Genomic DNA, 23,401 nt, shown 5'->3' on the forward strand with positions numbered 1-23,401 from the left:
CTATAGTATTATAATCGGCGCATAAGAATAAATGACTGCATTAAGTTCAAGGCACCATATCCCCATTGCACATTAGGATATGTTATTAAATCACTACGGCTGCAGCCACGAATCAGATATGCCCTAATTATAGGGGTGTTAAATCCCAAATCATTACCTTCCACAATTCCCCATTGAAGCATCAATGCACAGGCCCCGGAGGTAATGGCTGTAGACACACTAGTACCGTCCATAGTGCCATAGCCGGTCGGATAGAAGCCGCCGACCCGGTAGCCGGGAGCTACAAAATCAGGCACATTTGGAGAGTGCCTGGTAGGACCCCAGGAGGAATTGGGATAGAGGCTGTTATTCATGCTATTATAGGCGCCACAGCGAATAGGACCCAGATTGATGGCAGGAGATGTAATCGTGGTATACGGGGAAAACGACAAAAATTCAACCGTAGGAGAAACGAAACCTGTCAGCGGTAACCAGGCATTAATGTTGCCGTCTATAATAATGTCACCATAAACCGTAATGGTCCATACGCCTGGAGTAGCATCTCGTATCCTGACCACAGTAGCTTGATTTCCGCTGCCTCCAACGGGGAAGTAATAGGAAACGCTCACCAGGGAACGCTCAAGCACAAGCTGGGTTGTGAAAGTACGTCCCGCCTTGGCAGGAACGCGGCTTATCAGCTCACCAGTAGGCGAACGTACAGCTACCGAAATTCTGTCAGAATATTTATTTGTAACAATGATGAATATGTCTCCTGCATTTTGCCCTGCTTTAAAGTCTATGTTAATAGGCGCCCCTTTTTGAGCCATCTGTTGAAAAAAGTGGTGTCTGGCCTGGCTTTCGTTCCCAACTGATATACATGTGCACACCCCAGGTATACTACACGTATTGAATAAATAGTCTTCAAGAAGTGACTCTCCATCATGACTATCATAATTTGAGCCAAGCCCGATACATATAACTACTGGACGGTTCAGTTCCTCTGATTTCTGTAAAATATACTCTACGCCTAGCATAACAGACGAGGAGCCATAAGCGTTTTCCTGTTCCAGTGGAACACAATAGGTATTAAGGTAAAAAGGGTATGCTTTTTTGAGTTTTACCATAATGATTTCTGCATCAGGTGCAGCACCTATATAATCATCAACAGGGCGCCCTGCCGCCACAGATGCTAAAAATGTGCCATGACCTTCTGCATCAGTATGAGGGACAATTTCATAGGGGTTTTCAGAAGCCAAAGCAGCGTTAATTTGTTCATTTGTATATTCTGTACCAAGAGGAAATCCAACTGGTGGATTTCCAGGAATACTCTGATCATATATGTATTTAATTTTACTTGTTCCATCCTCATATTGAAAAACCTTCTGGGTATAGTCAATACCAGTATCTACAAAGCCAATCAAAACGTTACTGCCAGTCAGATTCAGGTAAGGCTGCTGCTGGACCTGAATGATGCCTGAGTCCTCTAAACTTGCTTGATCTGTAAGCCCAAAAACATTTGAAAGACTATTTATAAAATCAGCACCCATATAGCTCATCATTTGTGTAAAGTCATTTAGTCGTACGTAGCATATGGTATAGGTATCTGCAACTGTGTGACTAGTGATTAGGCCGGGGTGTTCCAGTATATATGGGGCGTAATAGGCATTTTTTTTTATAGTAAAATCAACAATATCTGGGGAGTATAAAATGTCATCATTCATAAAAAGGTACCTCCAGTTCGGATATATACAAGCATAGGGTCTTTACAATTCACGCATATAAAAAAACGACTGCATTAAGTTTAAGGTGCCAAATCCCCATTGAGGATTTGGATATTCCAATAAATCACTACGGCTGCAGCCACGAATCAGATAAGCTTTAATTAAAGGGGTACAAAACCCAAAATCATTTCCTTCTGTAAATGCCCATTGAAGCAGTAGAGCGCAAGCACCAGAGGTGATGGCGGTGGCAACACTTGTTCCATCCATGGTCCCATAACCAGTAGGATAGAATCCACCTACCTGATAGCCAGGGGCTAATAAATCAGGGGCGCCAGATTCTAATCTGGTAGGTCCCCAGGAGGATTTGGGGTAGAGACTGTTACGGAGGCTGTTGTAAGCGCCGCAGTGTATCAGGCCGTACCCGGCAGAAGGTGATACAATGGTGCTGAAAGGGTTTGATGATAAAAATTCAACAGAAGGCGAAACAAAACCAGTTAATGGCAGCCAGGCATTAATTCTTCCATCTATGATGATATCCCCGTAGGCAGTTATCGTCCAAACCCCGTGAGCAGCGTCCCGGATTTTTATTAAGGTGACCTGATCCCCACTGCCTTCAACTGGAAAATAATATTCAATGGTTAATTGGGAGGGTTCAAGAACGAGCCTGGTTGTAAACGTATATGCCGCTTTGGCGGGTATGCGGCCAATAAGCTCTCCTGCTGGAGAGCGGACAGATACAGAAATTCGGTCGCAAATTCTGTTTGTAATAACAACAAATATATCTCCAGCATTTTCGCCTACCTTTATATCAATATTTTCAGGTGTCCCCTCCTGGGAAAACTGTTGAAAGTAGTGATGTCTTGCCTGGCTTTCGTTACCTACCGCAGCACATACACAAATTCCCGGGATATTAGAAACATTAAATAAATATTCTTCAAGAGGTCCGAAGCCATCATGGCTGTCATAATTTGAGCCAAGCCCAAAACATATAACTACAGGGCGGTTAAGTTCCACAGATTTCTCAATGATATATTCAACCCCAAGCATCGCAGAGGAAGTTTCAAAAGCATTTTCCTGTTCTGCTGGCACTGCAAATCGGTCAAGATAAAAAGGGTATGCTTTTTTGAGTTTTACCATGATTATTTCAGAATCCGGGGCCGCACCTATGAAGTCACCAACAGAACGTCCTGCCGATACAGACGCTAAAAATGTACCATGACCAGAGGTGTCCCTATGTGGTACCATTTCGTAAGGGGTATCGGAGGTTAGGGCGGCATTGATTTGTTCATTTGTATATTCTGTGCCAAGGGGAAAACCAATTGGTGGATTTCCAGGTATACTTTGATCATATATATATTTGATTTTGCTGGTACCATCTTCATATTTAAAGATATCCTGCGTATAATCAATACCAGTATCCACAAAGCCAATCAGTACATCTCTGCCATTAAGGTTTAGGTTAGGCTGCTGTTGAACTTGTATAATTCCAGCAGATTCCAGACTTTCTTGATCTAAAAGCCCTAAAACATTTGGGATACTATTTATATAGTCGGTCCCCATATATTTTCCCATCTCTAAATAGTCCTTTAACTTTGCATAGCATAGTATAAATGTATCCTTTATAGTATGAGTAGTTATAAGGCCGGGGTGTTCTAATATGAAATTATCATAATAAGAATCTTTCCTTATGATAAAGTCTACAATGTCCTGTGAATATAGGATATCGTCACTCACGAAAATGCACCTCCCGCCTGATTGTATTCAACAAGTAAATCCATGGTATTGCATAAGCTTAAAGTGCCATATCCCCATATTGGATTTTGATAGGTAATGTTAGTAGATCTTTCTGCACCTTTCCATAAAAATGCTTTTATCCGTTGTCCGTAAAGAAACGGATCATTACCACGAAGCAGACCCCACTCCATCATTAATGCAGCAGAACCTGTAACAAAAGGCGCAGCAACGCTAGTGCCAGTAAAGACATCATAGCCTCCACCTGTGCGAGTGGTAAGGATATCTACAGCCGGTGCTACTAAATCAGGTTTGATAAAGTCTATATTCCTTATAGTCCCTTGGCCTGTAAAATCAGCGATGCTATTGAGCGTTGAATTATATCCTCCTACTGATATGACATTTTGCGCAGTTGCAGGGAGAGTAATAGTGTTTGTTACAGCTGGTCGCAGAAAGGACGTATTTTGACCCACTTCTTCTAAACTGGGAAGCCACATATCAAATAATCCGTAGGAAATTTCCACGCCACGTACTCTGATGCTCCATAAACCTCCTGATATGGGTTTGCTAACACCTCTAAATAAAATATATATTTCTTGTTCTGGATTATAATGATTAGGCTGACCATATAAAACAGAGACAAGTACGTCGTCTAAAGTGAACCGGGTGACACGCTGTAACGGGGTTATTATGCCTGTAGATCTGCCACTTGGTGAAATAACCTCAAAATACATTGTGTCAACAAAATTTTTCCATATAGTCATGTAAAGCCTCGGAATGTTGTCTGAAATAGAAAACTCAACCGTATCCATAGCCCCTTGGGTCAGTACTTTGCTATAATGATGACCTGAAGAACCTTCGTTTCCTGCAGCAACAGTAATGCTGGATCTCCAGCGCTGCGACACATTGGTTAGATAATTTTCAAAAAGAGAGTTGCCCAAATGAGAGCCGTTACTTGTTCCATAGCTTATATTGATGGAAACTGGCATATTTAGTTGCTGGGCTTTATCTGAAATGTATTTAGCAGCTCTCATAATCTCGGTAGTTCGAGTAAAAGAAGCGCTTCCTTTATGTCCTAATTTCACGACGATTAGGGAAGCATTGGGAGCAACCCCTCTTTCAACGCCATCAGAAGAGTTTCCATTTCCTGCCGCAATTCCAGCTACTGCTGTGCCATGACCCACATAGTCGGTACTAGGGACGTATGTATAAGGGGTATCGCTGTCTAGAGCTTCATCAATTTGTGTTTTGGTAAATTCAGACCCATTTCTAAAGCCTTCAGGTGGAGCCCCGTCTAGAGTCTGATCCCATAAAAATAATATCCGAGTTGTTTCATCTTGATTTTGGAAGTCAGGATGTGTGTAGTCGATGCCAGAGTCGATGATACCAATTAAAATACCATCCCCGGTTAACCCAAAGGAGTTCTGCCTCTGCACTTGGGAAATACAGGAACTCTCTAAATTTTTACGCAGAAAATAAGTAAGATTTTTAGGCAATTCGATGTATTCGATTTGGTCATAACCATAAAGCTGTTCTAAGTTTTTTAATGATATAGTAAAAATGGCATAATTCGTATCCAGTATTTCTACAAAGGCATCAAGCGCAGCTCCGACTGCCAGCACATCTCCACTGTATTTTACGATAACTTCAATAAGGTCCCCTTCACTGGATTCATCTGATTCGAATCGTGTAAGCTGGTCAATTGGAATAAAAGGTGAGCGGATCATAGACATTACCTTCTTTCATAAAGCATATACATATTATATTTGGGAGGGGTGTAAAATATGAGAAATTTCAATTACTTCAAAAATCAGTTAATAGACCAGGGGCAGCTACAGGTCAGCGTAGCTATAGAAGAGCAAGCGATGCCTATAAGTAATGTAAAAATAGAGGTTCTACGAAAATATGATTCTACTATGGTTGAAGAACTATATACGGATTCATCCGGGCAGACTGAAACTGTGGATTTGGGAGCGCCGCCATTGGAATTTTCCTTGAATCCAGAAACAGGGAAGCCTTATAGTGAGTATGATTTAACTGTTAGTGCAGAGGGTTTTGAGACTGTGGATATACAAGGCGTACAAATATTGCCGCAAAGTAAGGCGCTGCAGTCAGTTCGTTTAAAACCATTAGTACAAACAGATTCGGCTACTCAGATTATTCCTATTGAAGAACATACATTGTGGGGAATCTTCCCACCTAAAATACCAGAAGCCGAGGTAAAACCTTTGCCCGATGCGGGTGGTTTTATTGTGCTACCCGCACCTGTTGTTCCGGAATTTGTTGTAGTTCATTTGGGAGTCCCAGAAGATACTTCTGCAGGTAACGTATGGGTGGCTTTTAAAGACTATGTTAAAAATGTGGCAAGTTCTGAAATTTATTCAACATGGCCCAGAGAAACCATAAAAGCTAATGTTTTAGCCATACTATCCTTTGTGCTTAACAGAGTGTATACCGAATGGTATAGAGGTAAAGGATATAATTTTACTATTACAAACTCAACAGCATACGATCAGGCGTTTGTGAATGGGAGAAATGTTTTTCAGGAAATTTCAACCGTTGTTGATGAAATCTTTACAACTTATATCACTAAACCAGAAATCAGGCAGCCACTGTTTACTCAGTTTTGTGACGGAGTAAGGACACAGTGTGAAAGAGGGTTAACCCAATGGGGTTCAAAAGATTTAGGCGATCAGGGATATGATTCCTTAAGTATCCTTAGAAATTATTATGGATATGAAATTTTTCTTCAGCAGGCAGAAAGAGTAGAAGGTGTTCCGATGTCTTTTCCAGGTACAGCTCTTACCATAGGGTCCACCGGACCAGCGGTAAGAACCATACAAGAGCAATTAAATGCCATTTCCAACAATTATCCAGCAATAAGTAAGGTGAAAGTGGATGGCGTGTATGGCCAAAGTACTGCCGATGCGGTAAAGACTTTTCAACAGATTTTTAATATGCCCGTTACAGGTGTTGTTGATTTTGCAACATGGTATCGTATATCAGGTATATATGTGGCTGTTACAAGAATTGCAGAACCAGCATTTAGAAATTTTCATAATATATACGAACCATACAGATATTAAGCAGACATAAAATAAGAAAAAGCAGAAACCAAAATAGGAATATAATTTTAGTTTCTGTTTTTTTGTTGAAATGTGTAATTTATTGGGTTTTATGGGATTGTAATTTATGGTACAATTTACTAAATAGGTATTTTAGTTGATTAAGGGTGAACAGAGGATAAGAATGATTAGAATTTTAGTGGTAGAAGACTCCGAGAAGGATCTGTTACTTTATAAAAATGTTTTAGAGAAAATTGAGGGCGTTCAAGTTTGTTATGCTTTGTCTGGAGAAGGGGCTTTGGAAATTCTAAGGGACAATCACGTTGATATATTCATCTTAGATATAGAGCTGCCAGGAATCAGTGGACTTGAATTGGCAGGCCGGATAAGAAATTTACCGGACTACGCTTTAACATTAATTATGTTTATAACAGGATATGAAAAAAATCAATTAGAAGCTTTTAAACAATTCCATTGCTATGATTACATAATAAAACCCTTTAGCTCAAGAGACTTTCATAAAAAAATTGCTATGCTAATTAAAAACATATCAGTAGAAAAACAGAAAAGATTTAGAATCAGAATGCTGTTGTATCCTGATGTCAATAAAGAAATATTAATACCCATAGATCAAATAGTCTATGCAGAGATTTCCAATAGGCATTGTTACCTGTATACGGAGTTGCAGGAGGAACCTTTTAAGAGCAGTATTATTGTCTTAAAAGAACTCGTCAATGATGTAGATGACCCTTATTTTATACAATGCCATAAATCTTATGCTGTAAACATTAAAAAAATTAAACAAATAGAAAGGCAGAATTATAGACTTTGGACCATTACTTTGCTAAATTCAGAGCATAAATTATATATCAGCAACAAGTATTATGAGTTAATTGATGAAAAGATTGGAACATGGATTACAGAAAAGAAGGGATAGCAAAATGAGTTTTAAGGAAGATATATTTGGGTCATTTGTAGAGATTTTAAACACTGTCATTTTAATGAGTTTATTTAGTCAGCAGTATTTTAAAAGTAAAATTAAACTTTTAACATCTATAGCGATTATGTCAGTAATGATAGGTGTATTAGATTTAATGGATACACCTTCTATTTCAATAGTTGTTTACGTTATAATAATTATAGGCTTGAACATTACGGTTAAACGAAGTATCTTTAATATTTTATTCGAGATGATTTTTGCAACAGCGATTACCATATTAATTGAACATGTTTTGGTAATGTTGTTTTATAAAGTACAGGGGATTGAATCACTGGATTTTATAAATAGATGCATTCAACTTTTTATTACTTTTATAATATGTGTTTTATTGGGTTTAAACCGTAAGCTACAGATAAAAGTTCAATTTTTTTATGAAAAATATCAGGAGGAGTTTTATTTAATTGCAGTAACATTATTTTGCTTTAGTATGATTGAAGTGTTTTTATGGAAAAGTAACAATGAACTTGTATTTCGCCAATCTGCTGTTATTTCGGCCTATACTGCCATATGGTTTTTATTATGTTCATTTTTATTAAAAAAATTAATTGAAAACAGAAGACAGAAAGAAAATATACGGTTACATGAACAGTACATGGAAACCACAGAAAACCTGTTAGATGGCCTCTACAGCGAAAAACATGATTTTAATAAGCATTTGCAGGCTATTCAAAGCTTATGTGAATATGAGGAAGAAAAGCAGGCCGTGAAGGAAATTGAGCTGTATATTGAAGCGTTAAAAGAAAAAGAATTAAACAGAAAAAAGACCACCGTTTCTATCAACACGGGAAACGGGGTGGTAAATGCTTTGCTTTATTCGAAAAGGAAGGAAACTGAAAAACGAGGAATTCAGTTATTTTATATTCCTAGTGGTATCTTTCCGCAGTTCCCTTGTGAGACGTATGAAATAGTTCAAATAATTGGAAACTTATTGGACAATGCTTTTGAATACGTTGATGAGCTAGAAGAAGAACAACGTATCGTCATGCTGTGCATTAGTGAAAAGGAGAATAAAAAACAAATTGAAGTGAGAAATACCTACTTTGTAGAGAAGAGCGGACAAGTAAGTATTTCTCCCAATAAGAATAGTAGTACTAAAGTCGGTGAAAGACGTGGCTATGGGTTACAAAATGTCAAAACTATCACCTTTAAGTACCATGGAAAATTTAATATTTTCCATGAAGAAAATAAATTTATTGTTGAAGTTTTATTTTAGTAATTCTTTTGGACACTCAGGTTCTCCATGAAGATTTACTGATGCAACAGAAATGGCTGAAGTTGCTACTCCAATTAAAAATAATGCACTTGAACTCATCAATACTGTTTTTAGTTTTTTAAACATGTTAAATCATCCTTTCTCTTGTGTAATTTTAAAAATAACAATTCAATAGCGTGTAAAAATAAAGCCCATATACTCATGATGATAATTCCTTGGTTTTTTATAAAAACCAATAAAATTAAAGTAAATATAACGAGATAGAGAAGTGAAAAGTATTTGTTCTGCAGATACTTTTTTCTGCTTATTATAGGCCGCTGCTCGGAAGGAGCTAACGGACAAATGCAGATAATGAAAATACTCAATGCTAAAAGAATATAGTATGTAAGTTCTCCAAACTGCAACGCTGGAAGTATACAAATAGCAGAGATAAAATATCCTAAGCTGAATAAAAAACAAGGAATGTTTTTTTTGAAATGTAGGCCGCCGGTACTGACCCGAATAGGAAGGATTAATAGCATAACAGCTAAAAACGCTTCTAACTGGCCGATTAAGGCGAAAATACAAATCAAAATAAAGGTTTTAATTAACTCATTTTTTAGAACAGCCAACGCATATCTTATTTTAATGATGCCTAGTTCGTCTGTTATATTATTTTCCTGTAATTTTATAATATATGCTTCAGAAATACTTTTCATATGCGCCTACCTTCTTTATATCATTACCCCTTCATGATATGTGCTTTTGACATAATCATAGTTCTTTTTACAAAAAAATCAATAACTTATGTATGAAATGTTGTCTGGAGTGTATGAAATGTGATTTTTGCACATTTCATACGCTCCAGACAACATCTTATACGTAAAAGGTTGAAAAAAAATAGCAAATATGTATGATGATAACGAAAGCTAATATATGAAAAATAAAATTTGTTTTTATATTTAAATGCAAATTGGTAAATGTGGGAAGGGTGAAATGATTTGGTATATTTTTCTCTGTTTTTGTCATTATTTTATTTATTGAGTTGTCCTCTTATGGCCATCATAAATGTCAAGAATTTTGACAATCTGTATGTATTTTATCCGGTCATGCAGACAGTGGCATACATATTATATTTGTTAAGAGATATTAAACATGATTACACCCAAAATGAAAACGACAACAATGTTCAATTGCAAGATAGCAAGTTTGACAAATTTTTTTGCATTTTTAATGTGGCATATATTATTTTTTTATTTGTATTATTTAACGCAACTATGAATGTAATCGTTCTTAGTTTTGCCTTATATCCATTGGGACTAAAGGTTACGATTATAGATGCTATATTTATTAAAGATGCTGCCTGTATGGGAGTAACTAAAATAGGGGAAAAATAGAGAAAAAATAGGGGATTAGAAGATAAATGTTTGAAGATATCAGAAACCACAAATTTGTTTTTTTTATGATTCGTTTCATTATATTTTATATGATAATTTGTAATGCTTTTGCAAATGTTTATTATCATTTAAAAGCGGATCAAAAAGTAGAAAAAGTGATTGTTAGAACCCCAGCACAGCAAGAAATCGTCATTACATCAAAAGAAATATTAGAAAAAGTAAATCGACAATTTCATATGCAGGTATTTTTTACATCCGGATTGGGGGACATAACAAAGGGAAAAGAACAAAGCTATCGAATTATATTCTATAACGGTAAGGATAAAGAGATGAAAGGATTTAATTACAGTTCTGAAAATAAAAAAATTTATCCAGGAGAAGTGAATTTACCTAAAAATACAGAACTGGTCATGGATGAAATTGTACGCTCGATTTAAATGTAAAAAAATGTAAGATAAATCGTAAACCCCTTGATTTTTTTTGTAAAAAGTGTTATCATAACCTTTACGTGATTTGTATAGTCTTTAAGACGAGCACATATTAGATGGATTACAGAGCATTAGAAAGTAAAGGTACAAATATGGAAATTGAAATGAAATACGGCATAGGGGATAAAGAAACTGCCGCAAGCATTTGGGATGATGAGTATCTTTTAAGTATTGAAGAGTCGGATACAAGAGAAAAGATATTGATGAAGGCTGCGTATTTTGATACAGAAGACTTTGTTCTTTCAAAGAACGACATTGCACTTCGTGTGCGCATGGAGGGTACTAGAATTGTTGCTACGCTCAAGTGGAAAGGCAAGAATGAAGGTGGACTGCATATAAGGGAAGAAGTGAACGTTCCAGTAGATGATGAAGCGTGTTTTATCATGCCTGATCCACAGATTTTTAAGGAAAGTGAAATTGGTCAGGAAGTGATTGCTTTAATTGGATTTAAAAAGCTTCACAGCATTATGGAAACCAATTTTGTGAGGAGCAGGTTTAGAATTGACAATGGAAGTGGTATCATGGAAGTGTCCTTAGATAATGGAGAGATTATTACAGATAAGGGGACAGATCCTATTTGTGAAATCGAGATCGAATTATTTTCAGGGGAGCAGGGAGCTTTAGAGGCTGTAACAAAGATTATAGCCGAAAAGTATGGACTAGAACCAGAAACAAGGAGTAAATATGCTAGGGGGCTTACACTTTTAGGGTTTGATAGATAATAAAAAGATATAAAAAAAGTTTATATTTTTATGAAAAATGGTAATAAACTAATTAAATGGCTATGCAAAAAGGCCATTTTTTAGTTTATTAATAGTTTTTGGACTGTTAAGATGATTGTTTTAAGTTTTTGTAAGGTATTTTTGCTATATTTCTTTACTTTAAGCCCTTTACGAGGTATAATAATGTGCATTATGTGTAAGGATTCATAATGTACACAAAAAGCAGACAGACTGATTACCCGAGGACTAAAGAGGTATATATAATATATAAGTAGCGGGGTTTAATATTTAGGAGGAAAATAATAGAATGAAATCAACATTTATTTCAAGAGAAAAGAACGATGTAAAGCTTACGATGGAATTTACAGGTGAAGAATTTGATGCCGCTGTTATTGCAGCTTATCAGGAAAACAAAGGCAAGTTTGCTATTGATGGTTTCAGAAAGGGAAAGGCACCAAGAAAGTTAATTGAAACACATTACGGTGAAGACGTTTTCTTTGAAGATGCTATTAATAACCTATTCTCACAGAACTACTTTAAAGCTCTTGACGAACTAAACATCAATGTTATAGACAAACCAAATGCTGACTTCAGTGAAATTAAGAAGGGTGAAGGATTCACAATTACTATTACAGTAACTGCTTACCCTGAATTTGAAGTAAAAGATTACAAGGGCGTTGAAATTGAGAAAGTTGAAAATGCTGTAACTGATGAAGATATAAACAAAGAATTAGAGGCATTACAGAGTAGAAATGCAAGAATGGTTATCGCTGAAAGACCTGCAAAGGAAGGCGATACAGTTCTTATTGATTATTCAGGATTTGTTGGAGAGGAACAGTTTGAAGGTGGTACTGCTGAAAGACAGCCATTAAAGATTGGTTCAAACACATTTATTCCTGGATTTGAAGAACAGTTAGTGGGATGCAGTGCTGGGGATGAAAAGGATGTTCTTGTAACATTCCCTGAAGAATACCATGCAGAAGATCTTGCAGGTAAGGAAGCTGTATTTAAGTGTAAAGTGCATGAAATTAAGGAAGAAGAAAAGCCAGAGCTAAATGATGATTTTGCTAAGGATGTAAGTGAATGTGATACACTGGAAGAATTAAAGAAAGAAACTAGAGAAAAACTTGAAAAGTCAGCTGAAGCTGCTGCTGTTAGCGAAATGAAAAATGCAGTATTAGAAAAGATTTTTAATGCTAATGAAATTGAAGTTCCAGCAGTTATGGTTGAAGATGAAATTGATAATATGATGCAGGAATTTGACCAGCAGTTAAGATATCAGGGACTAGACCTTCAAAAATACTTCCAATATCTTGGAAAAGAAGCGAAGGACTTCAGAGAAGAATTAAGAGAAGATGCTACGAAGAAGACCAAGACTAGAATGTTAATCTCTGCTATCGCTGATGCTGAAAAGATTGAAGTTACTCCAGAAGAACTGGATAAGGAACTTGAATTAATGTCCATCCAGTATAAGCTTGAAGTAGAACAGATTAAGTCAATGCTTGGTGCTGAAAACTTTGCAGCTCTTGAAAAAGATATTAAAATGAGAAAAGCTGTTGACTTTACATTTGACAATGCAGTAATTAAATAAGAATAAAAATTTTATGTGCAGTTGGTTAAAATAGGAATCAGCTGCACATAATATCTAAGTATGAAAAAACAAAGTACAAATAAGAAGGGGGTACAGTGAATATGCCAATGATACCTTATGTCATCGAGAACACTGGAAAAGGTGAACGCTCCTACGACATTTATTCAAGATTATTAAAAGATAGAATTATATTTCTTGGAGAAGCCATTGACGAGCATGTGGCAAGCCTGGTGGTTGCACAGCTATTGTTCTTAGAAGCAGAAGATGCTAAAAAAGATATTTGTATTTATATTAATAGTCCAGGGGGATCTGTTACAGCAGGGATGGCTATATATGACACTATGCAGTATATTAAACCAGATGTATCTACTATATGCATCGGTATGGCAGCAAGTATGGGCGCATTCTTATTATCTTCAGGGACAAAAGGCAAGAGATTTGCCCTTCCAAATGCGGAAGTAATGATTCATCAGCCGTTAGGCGGTGTGAATGGTCAGGCATCAGATATTAAGATTCATGCTGACTGGATATTAAAGACTAGAGAAAAGCTAAATACCATTTTAAGTAACAATACGGGTCAGGATTTAGCAAGAATTGAAAGAGATACAGATAGAGACAATTTCTTAAGCGCAGCAGAAGCCGCAGACTACGGCTTAATTGATAAGGTAATTGAATTTAGACCATAACTAAGGGGGACAATTATGACCAAATATGACGAAAGCAAGCAGCTAAAGTGCTCCTTTTGCGGAAAACCTCAGGACCAGGTAAGAAGATTAATTGCAGGTCCAGGGGTGTATATCTGTGATGAGTGCATAGAGCTTTGTCAGGATATCATAACTGAAGAATTTGCGTCTATGGATAAGGACAAGAAAATAGACGAAGGATTTAAGCTTCTAAAACCTATGGAAATCGCTCAAATTCTATCTGACTATGTTATCGAGCAGAATGATGCAAAAAAAGCGCTGGCAGTTGCCGTATATAATCATTATAAAAGAATTAACGCTTTGAACAAAAAAGATAATGATGGCGTCGAAATCCAAAAAAGTAACATTATTATGATTGGATCAACAGGCTCAGGAAAAACCTTATTGGCTCAGACTTTAGCAAAAATTTTAAATGTTCCTTTTGCTATCGCAGATGCTACAGCTTTAACTGAAGCGGGTTATGTTGGAGAAGACGTTGAAAATATATTATTAAAACTAATTCAAGCCGCAGATTACGACATAGAGAAGGCTCAACGGGGCATAATATATGTTGATGAAATAGACAAAATTGCAAGAAAATCAGATAATCCTTCTATTACTAGAGACGTAAGTGGAGAAGGAGTTCAGCAGGCTCTTTTGAAAATACTTGAGGGTACTGTTGCAAGCGTTCCACCTCAGGGAGGAAGAAAGCATCCCCATCAGGATTTTATACAGTTTGACACAACAAACGTATTGTTTATTTGTGGAGGTGCCTTTGATGGCATGGATAGAGTAATACAAAGACGTATCGGTGAAAAAACTATTGGATTTAATTCTGAAATCAATGATAAAGAGGTTGAGATTAAAGAACTTTTAAAGAAGATTCAGCCTGAAGATTTAATGAAGTACGGATTGATACCTGAATTTATTGGAAGACTTCCAGTTATTGTGACCTTGGAGGAACTTTCCAAGGATGCACTTGTTCGTATTATAACAGAGCCGAAGAATGCTTTATTAAAGCAGTATAAAAAGTTGTTCTCTATGGATGATGTTGAGCTTGAAATTGAAGCTGATGCCATTGAACGCGTTGCTGAAAAGGCTATTGAAAGAAAAACAGGAGCAAGAGGTCTTAGAAGTATACTGGAACGTATTATGACAGACATTATGTATGAAATTCCGTCAAGAAGCGATGTACGTAAGTGCATCATTACAAAGGGCACAATTGATAATGACATAATGCCAACATTGGTGCTTGTAGATTCGAGCAAAGAAGAAAATACAGAATCTGCATCATAACAGAAATAACAGGCGGCAATTATGTCGCCTTATTTTGTTTAAAATGATATGCAGGAGGATAATATATGACTGATCAAAAAAAGAAAGATATTTTAGATAAATTAAAAGATGAATTAGAAAAAGCGCTTGATGAATCAGATCGCTTACTTTCTGATTTTGAAGATTATGAAGGGTTAGAGGAAACGGATAGCGAAAACGATCAAAGTACTGAGGAGCTTGAGGAAGAAAGTGAAGATGGCAGCCGTGTATTACCAATGATTCCCCTCAGAGGACTTTCTGTTTTTCCTAGTATGGTTCTTCATTTTGATATTGGCAGGGAAAAGTCTATAAATGCCTTAGAGAAGGCTATGATTATGAATCAGCAGATTTTTCTGGCAACCCAGAAGGATGAAAATACGGACTTACCTACCATAAATGATTTTTATCATGTAGGTACTATCGCTAAGATTAAGCAGATGTTAAAACTTCCAGGGGATTCAATCAGGGTCTTAGTGGAGGGAGTAAGCAGAGGAGAAATCAAAGATGTTGTTCTTGAAGTACCATACTTTAAATGCAAAGTAATAGCTACCCCTGATGATGAGACAGAAGACATTCCGCCAAAGACTTCTGCATTAATGAGAGCAGCTCTTTCTAGTTTTGAAGCGTATTTGTCTCTTAATACAAAAACTTCAAAGGATGTGTATTCAAGTATTGCATCTATAAATCAGCCAGGAAGATTAGCAGACTTGATAACTTCCCACATTTCTATTAGAGCTGAAGAAAAACAGGAAATATTAGAATGTTACGATATAGATGTAAGACTAGAAAAGGTTAACGGAATCCTGATTAGGGAAATCGAAATTCTGAATATTGAGCAGGACATTAATATAAAGCTTAAAACTGCTATCAATAAACACCAAAAGGAATACTATCTGCGAGAACAGCTTCGTGTCATACAAGAGGAACTTGGACAGACAGAAGATGTAGAAGATGAAGTAGATAATTGGAATAAACAGCTTAAAAAGTTGAAACTTCCTGCTAAAACTGCAGATAAGGTCAGCAAGGAAATTAAAAGGTTTAGTAAATTACCGCCTTCGTCTTCAGAGAGTGGCATTATTAGAACCTATGTGGAAACTATTTTAGCATTACCATGGAACAAGTCTGCCAAATCAAATATTGATTTGAAAAAAGCGCAAAAGATTTTAAATGCAGATCATTACGGACTTGAAAAAGTTAAGGAAAGAGTTCTGGAATATTTAGCTGTAATACAGCTGTCAAATAGTATTAAAGGCCCTATACTTTGCTTGGTTGGACCTCCAGGAGTTGGGAAGACTTCTATAGCAAAATCAGTTGCAAGGGCTATTAATAGAGACTTTGTAAGAATGTCATTAGGCGGCGTTCGTGATGAGGCCGAAATTAGAGGACACAGAAGAACTTATATTGGTGCCATTCCAGGTCGAGTAATATCAAGCATAAAGGATGCAGGTACAAATAATCCGGTATTCTTATTTGATGAAGTAGATAAGATCGGTGCAGATTTTAAGGGTGACCCAGCTTCGGCGTTACTAGAAGTTCTTGATCCTGAACAGAATAAAGACTTTATGGATCATTATTTGGAAATTCCATTTGATCTTTCCAAGGTGATGTTTATAACTACTGCTAATACCATTGACACTATTCCAAGGCCACTATTGGACAGAATGGAAGTTATTCATGTTTCAGGGTATACAGAAGAAGAGAAAGTAAATATTTCTGAAAATTATTTAATTCCGAAGAAGATTAAGGAGCATGGATTGAAGCCGGCAGATATAAGTATCTCAGAGACTACTGTTCGTGATTTAATAAATTACTACACTAGAGAATCTGGTGTAAGAAATCTTGAGAGGGAAATTGCTAACCTTTGCAGAAAGGTTGCAAGAAAAATAGTCACAAACAAGGAAAGAAACTACAGGATAACTCCTAAAAACTTAGAAAGCTATTTAGGTAAAAAGAAATACAGGTACGACATTATTCAAGGTGAAAATGAGATTGGTGTGACAACAGGTCTGGCTTGGACCATTGTAGGTGGAGATACTTTATTTATTGAAACTACATGCGTTCCTGGTACAGGAAAACTTGTTTTAACAGGTCAGCTTGGAGAAGTAATGCAGGAATCTGCTAAGGCTGGAATTAGTTATATCCGGTCTATAGCAAATAAGCTTGGTATAGCTGAAGATTTCTATAAGAGTCAGGATTTGCATATTCATATACCAGAGGGCGCTACTCCAAAGGATGGTCCTTCTGCCGGTGTGACTATGTGCACAGCTATTATTTCAACACTAACCAGCACGCCTGTTAGAAAGGATGTTGCTATGACTGGTGAAATAACACTGAGAGGAAAAGTTTTACCTGTAGGCGGCATTAGGGAAAAAGTTCTTGCGGCTCACAGAGCAGGGATTACCAAGATCCTTTTACCTACAGATAATGAAAGAGATATTGACGATATACCTGCAAATATAAGAAAGAAACTAGAATTTGTATTAATTAGAACAGTAGATGATGCTCTTGAACATGCACTTGTTAAGTAAATAATAATCAAGTACATTGAAAGAATTAAGGAAAAGTGATATGATTATAAAGAAGGCAGATATTGAGACTGTTGCAGTAAAGCCTAGCCAATATCCCGAGGCAAATGTGCCAGAGATTGCTTTTGCGGGGCGGTCAAATGTTGGAAAATCCTCGCTTTTGAATCTTTTAACCAATAGAAGAAACCTTGCTAGAACGAGTGGAAATCCTGGAAAAACAAGAACAATCAATTTCTATAGAATCAATGATGAGTTTAGAATCGTTGATTTGCCCGGTTATGGATATGCGAAGATTTCAAGGTCACAGTCTGAGGGCTGGGGTGAAATGATAGAGATGTATCTTGAAGGAAGGCCAACGCTTTTAAAGGTTATACAGCTGGTTGATATCAGACATGCTCCGTCAGTACAAGATGTTCAAATGTATGAATATTTAAGGCACTTTGGATTAGATGGCATTGTTGTTGCAACTAAGGCTGATAAGGTATCTACAAACGAAAAGCAAAAATGTATAAGTGTTATAAAAAAGACATTGGGGTTATCTGCAGAGGATAAGGTTATACCTGTTTCAACTTTGAAAAAGACTGGTTATGACATGCTGCTTGATGAGCTTGAACAACTGATAGAAGCCTCTGCAAGTGTAACTGAATAGTGGTAAAACCAGAGGAGAGAACTTAGATGTATCAATTTATTGGTTTCAATGTTATCTTCAAAAGAATTAAAGCAATAAAGTTTATGATGAAGGATAAATCTGTACCTTTAAGAAAGAAACTCTTGATTGTTTTGGGTATAATTTATTTAGTCTCTCCCATAGACTTAATTCCTCCTGTGCTTTTTCCTATAGCATGGATGGATGATTTAGTAGTCTGGATTTGGATTTTATGGCACTTAAAGGATGTATTAGACAAATACTGGGTAGGAGAAAAGACAGAGGACCTGTCAAAGAAATATAAAGACAAAAATATAATAGATGACGCAACTTATGAAGTTAATGTGCATGATAACAAGGAGTCAGATTGATGGAAAATAATTATCAGGATAAAATAGGAACTGTAATGATTACGCAGGAGCAGATTTTAAAAAGGGCTGAGGAAATAGGAACTCAGATTTCAGAGGAATTTGCAGGCCAGGAAGTTCTTGTTGTAGGAATTTTAAAGGGTGCAGTTCTTTGGATGGCAGATATTGTGAAGAATATTAAATTGGATTGTGCGATTGATTTTATGGCATGCTCAAGTTATGGAGCATCAACTAAAACCTCTGGAGTAGTTCGGATTTTAAAAGATTTAGATACATCCATTGAAGGACGAAATGTAATTATTGTTGAAGATATTGTAGATTCAGGTATTACATTAAAATACCTAAAGCAAAATCTTGAAGGCAGAAATCCAAAATGCATTAAGATTTGTTCGCTTTTAGATAAGCCTTGTGGCAGACGCATTGAATTAGAAGCTGATTATATAGGATTTACAGTAGAGGATAAATTTATTATTGGTTATGGTCTTGACTATGACCAGAAATATAGAAACTTACCATATATAAGTTTTTTAGAAAGCTAGAAATATCTTTTGATTAGTTTTATGCCTTTCTAAACATTTGTTTGGATAAGGCATTTTATTATTATACATAAAGGAGAACACAAAAATGAGCTATGAAGTAAAAATTGGTTTATCAAACAAACACCTGCACTTAAAAGATGCAGATATTGAGACACTATTCGGAGCAGGACATAAACTTACTCCCACTAAGGATCTTGTACAGCCAGGACAGTTTGCTTGTGAAGAAAAAGTGGATATCGTAGGACCTAAGGGGACTTTAAAAGGTATTAGAGTTCTTGGACCTGCTAGACCTGAAACTCAGATAGAACTTGCTATGACTGATGCAAGAACTATCGGAATTAAAGCACCTGTAAGAGAATCTGGTAAGCTTGAAGGAACACCTGGATGTAAGCTAATTGGACCTTGTGGGGAAGTAGAACTTGATCATGGTGTAATGGTTGCCCTTAGACACGTTCATCTTTCACCAGCACAGGCTGCTGAAGCAGGCGTTAAGGATAAAGACATCGTAAGCATAAAACTTGAAGGTGAAAGAGGACTTGTATTTGACAATGTTCTAGTTCGTTCAGGAGATGCTCACGAAAGAGAAGTACATCTTGATACTGACGAAGGAAATGCAGCAGGCTGCGGTCCTGATTCAGTCTGTACAATTATAAAATAGTTTTTCACAATATAACTAAAAATTAGAGGCAAGCTGGAAATGATATCTTTTTTTGGTATCAGACAAGAGCTTGCTTTTTTTATTTTAGTCAATAAACGTCGAAAAATCATTGAAGGTATCAGATATTTTGTTATGATACACACTAGCAAATGGGTAATAGATAGTAGTACAATAATATGCAGTAATCTTGATAAAGTTATAGATTAAAAATGCACAATATATTTACCAATTAATTAAGACTCTATGAGATATATAAGTTTTATAATCATTTCATTTAGAGTCTTATTTTTAGTTTTTGTTATCTTAAAAAAATTAGTTACATATTTTAGCATTTATTTCGCACAATTATATATAGGGTCGATAAAAGGAATAAATTCCCGGATTAAAATTTGTAAAAATTCAGATATAATAGTAAAAGTCACAAAAAATGTAACGAAAATCTGAGAAAAGAGCAGTTTGTGACCGAAGAGCTAAGAAATATAAAAAAATTATTTAAATAAGTAAAAATGTGACCGGTTTGTGACTATCAGATGTAATAATGCACATGTAGGATAAATATGTAATAATCCATTAATAAAAGGGGAAAAATATGGGAGAATTAGAAACAATAACGACATTTCTACCTAATTATTTAGTCTGCATAGACAAGTGCATAGAGGGGGCGTTAGTAGGACGAATATATTCTGGCTACAACAAAGTTAATTCTATTAGGTTTAGAGACATACATCAAATGTTAATAATGATAGAAGAAATAATGGATGCTGTACAATGCCCAGGTGCAAGTACTAATATAAGGGGATTTAGAAATGAAGACAAAATCGTTGCTCTCAATAGAACCGAAATAAGGGAGGCAAAAAAAGCAATGAGAAAATTTGATACTGGTAGTGAAAGCGGTGAAAAGGCTACTTTCATATTGCAAATAAAATTCAGACAAAATGCCAGTTGGCAGGGTACAGTCCAATGGGTAGAAAAGAAGCAAAAACTTAATTTTAGAAGTGCATTGGAGCTAATCAAAATCATAGACAGTGCATGCGAACAAGGATATGAAGCTAACGTAATTGGGCTAGAACAAAATATTATTTAAGAAGGGAGTTTTATGGAATGCGAAGAAAACGAATGGGAGCAGCATTAGTTGCTTTAGTAGTTGCAGTTGGCATACCTTCAAGTGCATTTGCGGCGGATATAGCTGATAATGCAGTTGCAACTGGTGCGGTAGAGTCAGTAACAACGAACAACGAAATAATTAGTACAGTTCAAAGTAATGAAAATGCAGAGCAGAACAAGGTTACGGTAAAAGACGAAAGTGGGAATTTACCGGAAACAGACAAAGATGTAGTTGAAAAGCCTGCACTAGAACCAAAAGCAGAGGGACCAGTAGCGCAAGAGCCTGTGCCTGAGAAGCCAACAGCTGAGGAACCAGTTGTTGTGGTTGAAGGGCCAGTGGTTACAGAGCCCGCTGTTGTGGTTGAAGAGCCAGTGACTACAGAACCGGCTGTTGTGGTTGAAGAGCCAGTGGCTACAGAACCGGCTGTTGTGGTTGAAGAGCCAGTGGCTACAGAACCGGCTATTGTAGTAGAGGAGGCAGTGGTTACAGAGCCTGCTATTGTAGTTGAGCCAGCAACACTGACTGTAACCCATATTCTAAAACTGGATGATGGCCAGTTAGAGCACACTGATATCATTAATGGGATAGCAATGGGTTCTGATTATGATATTTCAGCTCTAGTAAATGAAACAGAAGAAGTTAAATGTATTTCTGACATTAGAACTGTCAAGGTTGATGATTTAAATAAAACTGTAGTTTTGGAATATCAAATCGTTAAGAAAGAACGTGCTACGGAAGATACTGAAGGTGGTTCCTTGAATGATTAATGCGATTAAGTGATGGAGGTTAATGTATGAAAATAAAACAAAGGTTAGCACTATTACTAGTAATAGTAATGTGTATGACGCTTATTCCCCCAGTAGCTTTCGCAGATACTAAGATTAGTCCGGAATTATTGAAAACAGCTCAATGGATTGATGCTAAAGAAGGCACTGCAAAGATTACTTTACAGACAAAAGGGTCTCCTATAGAAGTAAATAATCCAGGAGCAGATGTAGTAGTTGTTATGGACTATTCTGGTAGTATGGGTTATGACTCAGGAGTTACGAAGCAGTGCGGAAGCACAAGTTTTACGAAGCATAAGCCATGGTTCGAGCATTCTTATTATGAATGTGATGCTTGTGGTGAAAGGTATTATGATGATAAGCCTAGCACTTGTACCCATATGGTAAATGTTAACAGATGGACCCTTGCAAAAGAAGCCTTAGGAGTATCATTAAATACTATTATCCCTAATGCTGATAGTAATAATAAGGTTGCATTTGTTGCATTTGATAGTGATGTGAGAAAAGGATATACCGTAGACGCTACTAGTAATAAAAATCAAATATTGAATTTAGTAGACGGCTTGGAAACACCGGAACCGTCAAATATGTGGGATCCAATACAAAAAGGTACAAATTATACTGCAGCTTTAAAAAAAGCAAATCAGTATATAGATAGCCTACAGGCAAGCAGTGGTGACTCAAAACCTGTCTATGTGATTTTCTTGTCCGATGGCAAGCCAGACAGTGGTTTAGAAGGAGAGTCGTATAAACAGATTATAAAAGATAAAGCGAATGTTTATACAATTGGTTTGTCTTTAGACAACGGAGCAAGTAATGTTCTGAAAAAGTATGCCTCTAGCCCAACTTCTAAATATCACAATAATGTAACAAATCCAAGTGATTTATCTGATACATTTAGTGATATAGCTAAGACAATTACTTCGCAAGTAACGGTTAAAGATGTTATTAACCAAGAATTTTTTGATGTTGTCGAAGTGAAAAAACCAACAAGCGGAGCGGCGTCATTAGCTTCAGATGGGAAAACTGTGACATGGACGTTAAATAACTTTAGCCCTGAAGGGGATACTCTTGACATTATTGTCCGATTAAATAAGGAGTATATTGATAAGTATCAGCAATTTGTAACAAATGAAAGTGCGGGAGCAAGTTATATAGCGGAAGATGGTGCTGTAAGGACTGTAGACGTCAGCAATATAAATCCAAGTAATGAAAAACCAATAATCGAGAGAACAAAGACTCAGTATGCAGTTAAGTTCTATAATGAAGATGGAAAAACACAACTTGGGGAGACTCAGAATGTAGACGAGGGAGCAGCAGCGACAAAACCAGGAAATCCAATGAAACTGGAAACAGCTAGTGAAATCTATACTTTTGCAGGCTGGGTGCCAGTAGATGAACACGCAGGCTATACAATAGACAATATAGGCAGCGTGACGCAGCCAATGAGTTTTAAGGCAACATTTACAGCACATGAAAAGGATAAATTTACCATAATATATAATGCAGGAGCTGGAACGGGAACAATGAAACCGGACACAGCTTATGTAGGAAGTGAACTAACAGTAAAGGGCAATGAGTTTACGGCTCCTATAAACTGCATATTTGATGGTTGGAAAGACGCCAGTGGTCGTAATGTGGCAAGCGGAAGTACCCTTACGGAAAACACAGTGTTGACTGCGCAGTGGAGAACTCTTGAGGATGTACCCGGTGTAAAAGCAGAAGGCTATGAAGGAATCTATAATGGAACAGCTCATGGGATAAAAGTAGATGCACCATCAGGAGCAAAGATTGAATACAGTGTAAATGGAACTGACTGGACAGAGGCTAACCCAACGTATACAAATGCAATGGATAGTAAAACAGTACAGTACCGAGTTTCAATGAAAGGT

The 23,401-nt window shown here is 36.6% G+C and carries 22 protein-coding genes; 17 read left to right on the top strand and 5 right to left on the bottom strand.

Going from position 1 to position 23,401, the window contains the following annotated elements; genetic code table 11:
* Positions 1-8: 8 nt before the first annotated feature.
* From RTW14_RS02285 to RTW14_RS02295, 3 genes are read right to left on the bottom strand one after another with little or no spacing between them, the layout of a single operon-like run.
* A complete protein-coding gene (locus RTW14_RS02285; protein ID WP_312647927.1) occupies positions 9-1,700 on the bottom strand; it encodes a S8 family peptidase in 1,692 nt (563 codons plus the stop codon).
* 42 nt (positions 1,701-1,742) lie between these two features.
* Complete coding sequence (locus RTW14_RS02290; RefSeq protein ID WP_312647928.1) at positions 1,743-3,434, bottom strand: S8 family peptidase; 1,692 nt, start codon at positions 3,432-3,434, stop codon at positions 1,743-1,745.
* Positions 3,431-5,158 carry a S8 family peptidase gene (locus RTW14_RS02295; protein WP_312647929.1) on the bottom strand — a complete coding sequence of 576 codons (1,728 nt, stop codon included), beginning with the start codon at positions 5,156-5,158 and terminating at the stop codon, positions 3,431-3,433. Before RTW14_RS02295 ends, RTW14_RS02290 begins: the two co-directional genes overlap by 4 nt.
* Positions 5,159-5,215: 57 nt before the next feature.
* On the opposite strand from RTW14_RS02295, the gene RTW14_RS02300 reads away from it, so the two are divergent.
* The 3 genes from RTW14_RS02300 (at position 5,216) to RTW14_RS02310 (ending at position 8,709) form a co-directional block, all read left to right on the top strand.
* On the top strand, positions 5,216-6,517 hold the full coding sequence (locus RTW14_RS02300; RefSeq protein ID WP_312647931.1) for a peptidoglycan-binding protein: 1,302 nt from the start codon (positions 5,216-5,218) through the stop codon (positions 6,515-6,517).
* A gap of 163 nt (positions 6,518-6,680) precedes the next feature.
* Entirely contained in the window at positions 6,681-7,433 is a 753-nt protein-coding gene (locus tag RTW14_RS02305; RefSeq protein ID WP_312647933.1) for a LytR/AlgR family response regulator transcription factor, read from the top strand.
* 4 nt (positions 7,434-7,437) lie between these two features.
* Positions 7,438-8,709, top strand: coding sequence for a sensor histidine kinase (locus tag RTW14_RS02310; protein WP_312647934.1), 1,272 nt, complete (start codon positions 7,438-7,440; stop codon positions 8,707-8,709).
* On the opposite strand, the gene RTW14_RS02315 is transcribed toward RTW14_RS02310, so the two are convergent.
* Both RTW14_RS02315 and RTW14_RS02320 read right to left on the bottom strand, forming a co-directional pair.
* The gene (locus RTW14_RS02315; RefSeq protein WP_312647936.1) at positions 8,701-8,835 is read right to left on the bottom strand and encodes an AgrD family cyclic lactone autoinducer peptide; all 135 of its coding nucleotides are present in this window, start codon (positions 8,833-8,835) and stop codon (positions 8,701-8,703) included. The two genes, RTW14_RS02310 and RTW14_RS02315, sit on opposite strands and share 9 nt — an antisense overlap.
* Positions 8,820-9,407: an accessory gene regulator B family protein gene (locus RTW14_RS02320; protein WP_312647938.1), complete on the bottom strand. Its 588-nt coding sequence runs from the start codon at positions 9,405-9,407 to the stop codon at positions 8,820-8,822. The genes RTW14_RS02315 and RTW14_RS02320 overlap by 16 nt, the downstream gene beginning before the upstream one ends.
* A gap of 336 nt (positions 9,408-9,743) precedes the next feature.
* On the opposite strand from RTW14_RS02320, the gene RTW14_RS02325 reads away from it, so the two are divergent.
* The 14 genes from RTW14_RS02325 to RTW14_RS02390 form a co-directional block, all read left to right on the top strand.
* A complete protein-coding gene (locus tag RTW14_RS02325; RefSeq protein WP_312647939.1) occupies positions 9,744-10,085 on the top strand; it encodes a hypothetical protein in 342 nt (113 codons plus the stop codon).
* 26 nt (positions 10,086-10,111) lie between these two features.
* On the top strand, positions 10,112-10,522 hold the full coding sequence (locus RTW14_RS02330) for a hypothetical protein (protein ID WP_312647940.1): 411 nt from the start codon (positions 10,112-10,114) through the stop codon (positions 10,520-10,522).
* A 107-nt stretch (positions 10,523-10,629) separates the two neighbouring features.
* Positions 10,630-11,295, top strand: a complete 666-nt coding sequence (locus RTW14_RS02335) for a CYTH domain-containing protein (protein ID WP_312647941.1) — start codon at positions 10,630-10,632, stop codon at positions 11,293-11,295.
* Between the two features lie 307 nt (positions 11,296-11,602).
* Complete coding sequence (gene tig, locus RTW14_RS02340; RefSeq protein ID WP_312647943.1) at positions 11,603-12,886, top strand: trigger factor; 1,284 nt, start codon at positions 11,603-11,605, stop codon at positions 12,884-12,886.
* 101 nt (positions 12,887-12,987) lie between these two features.
* Positions 12,988-13,572 carry an ATP-dependent Clp endopeptidase proteolytic subunit ClpP gene (clpP, locus tag RTW14_RS02345; RefSeq protein ID WP_312647945.1) on the top strand — a complete coding sequence of 195 codons (585 nt, stop codon included), beginning with the start codon at positions 12,988-12,990 and terminating at the stop codon, positions 13,570-13,572.
* Between the two features lie 15 nt (positions 13,573-13,587).
* Complete coding sequence (gene clpX, locus RTW14_RS02350) at positions 13,588-14,865, top strand: ATP-dependent Clp protease ATP-binding subunit ClpX (RefSeq protein WP_312647947.1); 1,278 nt, start codon at positions 13,588-13,590, stop codon at positions 14,863-14,865.
* A 254-nt stretch (positions 14,866-15,119) separates the two neighbouring features.
* On the top strand, positions 15,120-17,411 hold the full coding sequence (gene lon / locus RTW14_RS02355; RefSeq protein WP_334308158.1) for an endopeptidase La: 2,292 nt from the start codon (positions 15,120-15,122) through the stop codon (positions 17,409-17,411).
* Between the two features lie 40 nt (positions 17,412-17,451).
* Positions 17,452-18,057, top strand: a complete 606-nt coding sequence (gene yihA, locus RTW14_RS02360) for a ribosome biogenesis GTP-binding protein YihA/YsxC (RefSeq protein ID WP_312647950.1) — start codon at positions 17,452-17,454, stop codon at positions 18,055-18,057.
* A 26-nt stretch (positions 18,058-18,083) separates the two neighbouring features.
* The gene (locus RTW14_RS02365; RefSeq protein WP_312647952.1) at positions 18,084-18,425 is read left to right on the top strand and encodes a YkvA family protein; all 342 of its coding nucleotides are present in this window, start codon (positions 18,084-18,086) and stop codon (positions 18,423-18,425) included.
* Positions 18,425-18,961, top strand: coding sequence for a hypoxanthine phosphoribosyltransferase (hpt, locus tag RTW14_RS02370; protein WP_312647954.1), 537 nt, complete (start codon positions 18,425-18,427; stop codon positions 18,959-18,961). The genes RTW14_RS02365 and hpt overlap by 1 nt, the downstream gene beginning before the upstream one ends.
* An 85-nt stretch (positions 18,962-19,046) precedes the next feature.
* A complete protein-coding gene (locus RTW14_RS02375; protein ID WP_312647955.1) occupies positions 19,047-19,619 on the top strand; it encodes a phosphate propanoyltransferase in 573 nt (190 codons plus the stop codon).
* A gap of 589 nt (positions 19,620-20,208) precedes the next feature.
* A complete protein-coding gene (locus tag RTW14_RS02380) occupies positions 20,209-20,703 on the top strand; it encodes a hypothetical protein (RefSeq protein WP_312647957.1) in 495 nt (164 codons plus the stop codon).
* A gap of 17 nt (positions 20,704-20,720) precedes the next feature.
* Positions 20,721-21,491, top strand: a complete 771-nt coding sequence (locus tag RTW14_RS02385) for a hypothetical protein (RefSeq protein WP_312647959.1) — start codon at positions 20,721-20,723, stop codon at positions 21,489-21,491.
* Between the two features lie 26 nt (positions 21,492-21,517).
* A partial coding sequence (locus tag RTW14_RS02390) for a vWA domain-containing protein (protein WP_312647961.1) occupies positions 21,518-23,401 on the top strand: 1,884 nt, incomplete at its 3' end.

It is taken from the genome of Aminipila sp., from assembly GCF_032051575.1.
In the GTDB taxonomy this organism is placed as follows: Bacteria; Bacillota; Clostridia; order Peptostreptococcales; family Anaerovoracaceae; genus Aminipila.